The organism is Arthrobacter sp. Hiyo1, from assembly GCF_001263615.2.
In the GTDB taxonomy this organism is placed as follows: Bacteria; Actinomycetota; Actinomycetes; order Actinomycetales; family Micrococcaceae; genus Arthrobacter.
The window spans coordinates 555,918-562,086 of record NZ_DF952469.1 but is presented as its reverse complement, the minus strand read 5'-3'; the positions used below and the strand labels follow the sequence as shown (position 1 = coordinate 562,086).

General features: G+C 63.2%; 9 protein-coding genes and 1 pseudogene. 5 read left to right on the top strand and 5 right to left on the bottom strand.

Annotation, left to right across the window (positions count from 1 at the left end):
* On the bottom strand, positions 1-295 hold a 295-nt coding region (locus tag AHiyo1_RS26335), incomplete at its 3' end, for a helix-turn-helix domain-containing protein (protein ID WP_253257192.1).
* 94 nt (positions 296-389) lie between these two features.
* Between AHiyo1_RS26335 and AHiyo1_RS26330 the strand changes: the two are divergent.
* From AHiyo1_RS26330 to AHiyo1_RS06980, 3 genes and pseudogenes are all read left to right on the top strand, one after another.
* Positions 390-1,435: pseudogene (locus AHiyo1_RS26330) on the top strand (multidrug effflux MFS transporter).
* Positions 1,436-1,512: 77 nt separating this feature from the next.
* On the top strand, positions 1,513-1,707 hold the full coding sequence (locus AHiyo1_RS25435) for a hypothetical protein (protein WP_216363143.1): 195 nt from the start codon (positions 1,513-1,515) through the stop codon (positions 1,705-1,707).
* Between the two features lie 455 nt (positions 1,708-2,162).
* A complete protein-coding gene (locus tag AHiyo1_RS06980) occupies positions 2,163-2,351 on the top strand; it encodes a YegP family protein (protein WP_059388065.1) in 189 nt (62 codons plus the stop codon).
* Positions 2,352-2,376: 25 nt separating this feature from the next.
* Here AHiyo1_RS06980 and AHiyo1_RS06975 read toward each other — a convergent pair whose 3' ends face one another.
* Positions 2,377-2,742, bottom strand: coding sequence for a TfoX/Sxy family protein (locus AHiyo1_RS06975; protein ID WP_059388064.1), 366 nt, complete (start codon positions 2,740-2,742; stop codon positions 2,377-2,379).
* 122 nt (positions 2,743-2,864) lie between these two features.
* Between AHiyo1_RS06975 and AHiyo1_RS06970 the strand changes: the two genes are divergently transcribed.
* Together AHiyo1_RS06970 and AHiyo1_RS06965 are read left to right on the top strand one after the other, a co-directional pair.
* Positions 2,865-3,614, top strand: coding sequence for a GAF and ANTAR domain-containing protein (locus AHiyo1_RS06970; protein ID WP_059388063.1), 750 nt, complete (start codon positions 2,865-2,867; stop codon positions 3,612-3,614).
* A gap of 75 nt (positions 3,615-3,689) precedes the next feature.
* Positions 3,690-3,962 (top strand): hypothetical protein, encoded by a 273-nt coding sequence (locus tag AHiyo1_RS06965; protein WP_059388062.1) that lies wholly within the window; start codon positions 3,690-3,692, stop codon positions 3,960-3,962.
* On the opposite strand, the gene AHiyo1_RS06960 is transcribed toward AHiyo1_RS06965, so the two are convergent.
* The 3 genes from AHiyo1_RS06960 to AHiyo1_RS06950 form a co-directional block, all read right to left on the bottom strand.
* Positions 3,934-4,431: a MepB family protein gene (locus AHiyo1_RS06960; protein WP_059388061.1), complete on the bottom strand. Its 498-nt coding sequence runs from the start codon at positions 4,429-4,431 to the stop codon at positions 3,934-3,936. The two genes, AHiyo1_RS06965 and AHiyo1_RS06960, sit on opposite strands and share 29 nt — an antisense overlap.
* Positions 4,432-4,467: 36 nt before the next feature.
* Positions 4,468-4,758 (bottom strand): antibiotic biosynthesis monooxygenase family protein, encoded by a 291-nt coding sequence (locus tag AHiyo1_RS06955; RefSeq protein ID WP_059388060.1) that lies wholly within the window; start codon positions 4,756-4,758, stop codon positions 4,468-4,470.
* Positions 4,759-4,841: 83 nt separating this feature from the next.
* Entirely contained in the window at positions 4,842-5,984 is a 1,143-nt protein-coding gene (locus tag AHiyo1_RS06950; RefSeq protein ID WP_059388059.1) for an FAD-dependent oxidoreductase, read from the bottom strand.
* Between the last annotated feature and the right edge of the window lie 185 nt (positions 5,985-6,169).

Here is a 6,169-nt window from a genome sequence, read left to right as displayed (position 1 = left end):
TCCGCGCGGACGGACCGGCCGCACGTGCCAGGTCATAGAGGTGGTCGTGTTCGGCGCGGTCAAGCTCCAGAGCCCGAGCGATTGAGTCGAGGACGCTGTCCGAGACCCCGGTGAGGTTTCCACGCTCGAGGCGGGTGTAGTAGTCGATGCTGACCCCGGCGAGACGGGCGACTTCTTCCCTTCGGAGACCCGCCACTCGGCGCCGGCCGCCGATGGGCTCGATGCCTGCCTGCTCGGGGGTGATGCGTCCTCGGCGGGAGACCAGAAACTCTCGTACCTCGGCTCGGTTATCCATATGGAAACGGTACGACGTAACCACGAACGGTTGGGAGGTTCTGCCATAACCCGTTTCGGCAGGGCCCTCGCTACGCCTGCATGATGCGGGTTTCATGGAAATCGAAGGTCAAGCATTCGATGAAATGGAGCACCAGCGCATGCCCGTGAGCACGACGCCGACAACCACACGGGCTGCGACGGCAGGGACTGTCCCGGCAGCACTAGTCGCCACTGTCATCTTCCTGACAGCCGTGGCACCCCTTGCCACCGACATGTATGTCCCGGCGTTCCCACGCGTGTCAGAAGAGTTCGGCACCTCGGCGTCGTCGGTGCAGCTGACGCTGACGACGTTCTTTGCCGGGATGGGGCTCGGGCAACTGGTCGGGGGTCCGTTCAGCGACCAACGCGGCCGACGCCTGCCGCTTGTGGCGGGCACGATACTCATGACCATCGCGACGGTTGGCTGCGCCCTGGCCCCGAGCATCGGATTCATGATGGTTGCCCGGTTCCTGCAGGGCTTTGGCGGGGGATGGGCCATGGTGATCGGCCGCGCCGTCATTGTGGACTTGGCCCACGGCCCGCAGCTGGTCCGGGTGCTCAACGTCGTGATGGGGATTGGGGGCGTGGCACCGATCATCAGCCTCTGCTGGGCGCGGTGATCCTGCAGCTGACCGGGTGGCGGATGACCTTCTGGACGCTGGCGGCCCTCGGTGTCCTGATGACCCTTTGCGCCCTGTTCGTCGTGCCGGAATCCCTGCCGCCCGGGAAACGTCACGCGGGCGGACTGCGTGAATTCGGGCACGCGGCGCGCACTGTCCTGGCGAACCGCCGGTTCGTTGGATACGTCCTGGTGGCATCTTCGGCATTCATCGCCTTGTTCGCCTACGTCGCCACGTCCGCGTTCATCCTGCAGAACATGAACGGACTCTCCCCGGTGGCGTACTCCATCGTCTTCGCCGCGAACGCCGGCGGGATGACCATCGCCGCCCTCGTCTCGGCGCGGCTGGCAGGCCGGGTACCCACCCGACGAGTCATCCTCGTAGGACAGGCCATCGCGCTCGCCGCCGGCATCGTGATGCTTGCCGGGGCCCTCTGGTGGGGCACTCCTCTACTCGTGGCAATGGGCAGCTTCTTCGCGCTCATGGTGGCCAGGGACTGATCAATACCAACGGCGGTGCCCTTGCCTCGGCCGAAGTACCGGCGCACCCGGGCACGAGTTCCGCCGTCCTTGGCCTGGTGCAATGGACCACAGCCGGCATCATCGCGCCGATCGCAGGGTTGGGCGGCACGGACACAGCCGTCCCGATGGCAGCCATCATGATCGTCGGGGCCCTGCTGTCCCTCGTCGGCCTCCTCATCGTGGCCCGGCCCAGCACGCCCGCGGGGCGTTCACCAGCCCCTCGCGATTCCAAGCAAGCCGAAATTGGTTGATATGACCTGGGTCACTTATGCTGGTAGAGGTCAAGCAGCTGGCTTTCTCGATTTAGTACGAGGAGGTCAGTCATGGCACCTATTCAACCCGGTCACCCCCATGTTCGCGCTGCACGGCGCCGGGGATCCTGGACGCAAGACACCTCCGATGAATCTTGGCGGAACCACCTACCCAGGCACAGTGCGCTTCAACAACTGTTTCGGCAATGGCCATCCGTGCCCTCGCGCGAATTGGAACGCATCCGTCTTGTGCTTCTTCACTGCGACGAAATAGCCCACACGGCGGCAACCCACAGGCTCTCCGAACCAGCGCAGGCGTTGCTTGACCTCGTGACGGGCGAACTGGAGCGGCGACGCGAATCGGGACATCATCAACCGCTTAACAGCAGCCCGGCTTCCCGGCATCCCGGACTGCCCAAGCTTGCTCCTGTACGCCGTCGGGGAGAACTTCTCTGATGGCGGGACACTTTGAAGTGTTCACTGACAACGGGGGCAGCTGCAGGGTCAGGCTGGTTGACGAGTTCGGGAAAGAGCTTGCGGTCTCGTCACCATTCCGGGACACGGCCGCCGCAGTCCGGGGGATCTATACCTTCCGTGAGATTGCGGCAAGCGGACTGATCGAAGACCACACGTCCCGGTTCTGAGCTTTGTGCGCCGCCTCCGCGGCAGTTACTTCTTCGCCGAACGCGGCTTCGCGGCTTTCGGCGGGAGAGTCGCAACGTAAGCGAACGCCTTTTCGACCCACTCCGCCGTTTGCTCATCGTCGCCGGCCAAGGCTTCGGGCAGGCCGACGTAGCCGCCCATGGCGCGGCCTTCCGGGCCGAACGGGAGCGTTTGGTGGCTTGCCTCCAGTGCCTCGCGGTCGACGTCGGAAAGCTTGACGCCGATCATCGGACCGAACAGTCCGGCGAACATATTGCCGTTCACGAAGGCGCCCAGGTTCCCGAACATCGGCTTGACCACGACGTCAGGGTTCTCCGGCACCACCGCGCGGAAGCGGTCTTTGTCGGCGTCGGACGGTTTGGGGATCTGCATGTGCGTACTCCGCGGTAGGGGATCGAAAGCCTAGGACTGCATGCAGCATACGACGGTGGGATGCGGGCTTCCAGCGTCGGCGCACCGTTCTCCTTGGCAAACGATGAAAGTAGGATGGGCGAATGTCGAGTTCACCGGAAAACGAAGCAGCGGACCTGCTTCAAGGCATTCTGGACCTTCAGTCTGTTCTGGTCGGCGCAGGGAATGCATCTGATTTCCTGAGCGGGCTCACTAAGCTCGCCGCTGCCTCGATTTCCGAAGCTTCCGGCGACGAGATTGAATGCGCCATCACTGTCAAAGTCAGACGCCGGCCCCTCACTGCAGCGGGCAGCTCCCCACGCGCCGTGCAGATTGACCGGTTTGAGCAGGCTATCGGTGACGGCCCCTGCATCGCGGCACTCCGCGAGATGTCTCCCGTGATCATCGACGACGGTTCGACAGATCTCCGCTGGCCGGCGCTCACCAAGAAATTCGCCGAGATCGGCGTTCATAGCTCGTTGGGGATTCCCATGGAAATCAGCGAGGACGCTAGTGCGGCGCTGAACTTTTTCGCATCCAAGCCAGGCGCGTTCACCCCCGATGTCTTCAACAAGGCCGTGGGCTTCGCCGCTGCCGCCCGCAACATCCTCCACCTGTCCGTGCGCATCGACTCAGCCCACCACCGGGCAGAGGACCTGGAATCAGCAATGCAAAGCAGGACCGCCATCGACCTGGCCTGCGGTGTCATCATGGCGCAAAACCGATGCTCGCAGGCAGAAGCGATGGAAATCCTCACCAAGGTCTCCAGCAACCGCAACCGCAAACTACGGGACATCGCCACCGAACTGATCGAACAGGTCTCGGGGAGCGGGATCGAAACCCACTTCGAGTAGGGGCACGCTTTGGGTGCCGCGGTAGGCGGGATAGCACCGTCAGTTTGACGCAACCATTCGTGCAAGAATCGCGGCATGGATGAGGATGAGCTGCGAACAAGGGAACAATTGATGCTCCACGAGGCCCTGGTGAAGGCGATGGATCGGCGGGGCGAGGTCTTCCAGGTGGTTGAGGATTCAGAGAACCTGGACGAAGCAATCCAGCGGGTGGGTCAGCTGTTGGGCCTGGGAGAACTGGGCAGCCGGGTAGTCCTCGACATGCAAGTCAGAAGGTTCACCCGCGATCAGCGCCAGGCCATCGCTTCCTATGCAGAAGAACTCAGATCAAGGCTGCCCAACGGGCGCTGAAGTGGTCGCGTGCGGTTGTCGGAGAAAGCTCGGAGAACGCAGGCCCTTGCGCGCGCTGCGTGCGCGACGCTTGAGGATTCAGGTCGGTGCACCATGCCGGATAGACGCGGAAACCACGTTTACCGGGATGTACGTCGGAGCTGACGTATCCGAGCGAGATCAGGTGGGTTTTGGTGAACTGGAAGTACCCGAACCGATCCTGATCCTCTACGAAGACGAGCAGTCCGGACATCGACTCGTCAGCCGTGAAGGGCCTGGTCGATCCGCCTTCGCCGCGCTTCCAGACCGCGACGAAGGCACCGGGTTTCGTCGGTGTGATCCGGGCGGTGCGGATTCGCCATAGCTCATTCCCGATGCGGGCAACACCGGATTCGTAGTCGCTGTTCTGTTCTTCAACCTCGATGACAGGCTGTGCAGCGGCAAGAGCAGGCGCAAGATCGAAGAAACGCTTGAACGCGTGGAAATTCACTCTCAAACTGTATCCACATGCCGGGTGAGGGGCTGGCTACCGCACCGTCGTGAAGTGCTCAACCACCGGGAATGGATCGTAGAAATGGTGCAACAGCTCCTTCCACCGCTCATAGTCGGCGGACCCACGGAAGCCTTCGGAATGGGCTTCCACCGAATCCCACTCAACGAGTAGAAGGTACAGGTTTGGGGACTCGATCGAGCGTGAAATCGAAAGACTCCGGAAGCCCTGCTGCCGGCTGATCAGAGGTCGCGCCATCCGGAATGCCTCTTCAAAATCGGACTCGCTGCCGGGACGGACGGGGAGGATTGCGTGCTCCAGAATCATTCCCTCAGCTTCTCACGGTGGTCCAGATGAGGGCCGGCTAACGGTCACCAGGTGACAAAATAGCGTTGGGAAAAGTTCGTCGCTTATCGCCGCGAATCCGGGGCTTGTCGGGTGTTCCGAAAGGGGAGCGCGTTCAACACAGCATTGCGGATCGTGATGCCCGATTGCGTTTTGGGCACGAGGAGGCGCGATGCGATGCCGGCGCCCCGTTGTAGCGAGTGCACGTGTTTGCGATGGCTGCGTTCATAGACGGCGAAAGCGGCGGTGTGGTCATCCGGGTAGGCGGCAATCGCATCGGCGAGGGTCTTGGCTCCAACGATCGCGCTGCTGGATCCTTCACCGAACAGCGAGATGCAACTCGCCGCGTCACCGAGCAGCACCACGCGGCCGGCAGACCACTGCGGTACGTCCATGCGGGTGACTGCGTCGAAGTACCTTTCGTCGGACGCGCCCCATTCCTCGAGCGCGAGCGGGGTGAGCCATCCGCCGTCGGCGTAGGTGGACTCGACGAGGCGTCTGCCTTGGTCCGCGTCGCGGTAGTCGAAATCGTGCTGCCCCCGGAAGATGAATGCGAACCCGGGCTTCCCACCTGCCGGATGGATGGTCAGGGAGGTTCCCGGTTCGTTGTACATCAGCACGGTGCGCGGATCTTGGATCGGTGCAGCGGCGCGCACGGTGCCCACGAACATGCCGAATGGGCGGGAAAAACGTTCTTCGGGGCCGAATACCAAGCGCCGAACTGTGGAATGGAGTCCGTCGGACCCGACGACCAGGTCGAAGCGACGGGAAGGAGTCCGCCGAAACTCGACGTCGATTCCGCCGTCGTCCTGGTGCAAGGCGGTGATCGAGTCGTCCCGGATGATGCGGCTTGTCTCCTGGGCCTTCTCAAGCAACAGGCCGACGAGGTCGGTGCGTGCGACCTCGACCTCGACCTCTCCGTCGCGGTCGGCGCGTTGCCGGGTGGGGATGGTGGCCTGCGGCTGCCCGTCGGCATCGACGAAGACCAGGCGTTCGACACCAGTGGCGGCCTCCTCCAGGCGCGACCAGATGCCCATTTGCCGTGTAATAGCGACCGCGTCTCCGCGTACGTCGATGGGGTTGCCACTAGATCGCGCATCGGCCGATCGTTCCACAATCGTGACTGACCAACCAGCCTTCGCCAGCCAGTACGCGGCGGTCAAGCCGGCAATGCCGCCACCGGAGACAAGTACGCTTCGATCCACCATGCCCTCATTCAAGCACTCAACACCAGGGGTGGTCTTCGGGCGTTGCCGCGGTCGACGGCGGCCCCTTCATGGTTGGCTGACGCCGTCGATCTTGCGCTCGAGCGCAGCTCGTTCGGCGGCGTTCCTGCACAGCTCAACGGCCTGCAGGAAAGCGGACCGCGCTTCGTCGCGGCGACCGAGCCGGG

Excerpts from the sequence above, each read along its gene's own strand:
- AHiyo1_RS06980 (WP_059388065.1), top strand. The coding sequence starts at position 2,163 with ATGGCGGGACACTTTGAAGTGTTCACTGACAACGGGGGCAGCTGCAGG.
- AHiyo1_RS06955 (WP_059388060.1), bottom strand. The coding sequence starts at position 4,758 with ATGATTCTGGAGCACGCAATCCTCCCCGTCCGTCCCGGCAGCGAGTCC.
- AHiyo1_RS06965 (WP_059388062.1), top strand. The coding sequence starts at position 3,690 with ATGGATGAGGATGAGCTGCGAACAAGGGAACAATTGATGCTCCACGAG.
- AHiyo1_RS06950 (WP_059388059.1), bottom strand. The coding sequence starts at position 5,984 with ATGGTGGATCGAAGCGTACTTGTCTCCGGTGGCGGCATTGCCGGCTTG.
- AHiyo1_RS06975 (WP_059388064.1), bottom strand. The coding sequence starts at position 2,742 with ATGCAGATCCCCAAACCGTCCGACGCCGACAAAGACCGCTTCCGCGCG.
- AHiyo1_RS06970 (WP_059388063.1), top strand. The coding sequence starts at position 2,865 with ATGTCGAGTTCACCGGAAAACGAAGCAGCGGACCTGCTTCAAGGCATT.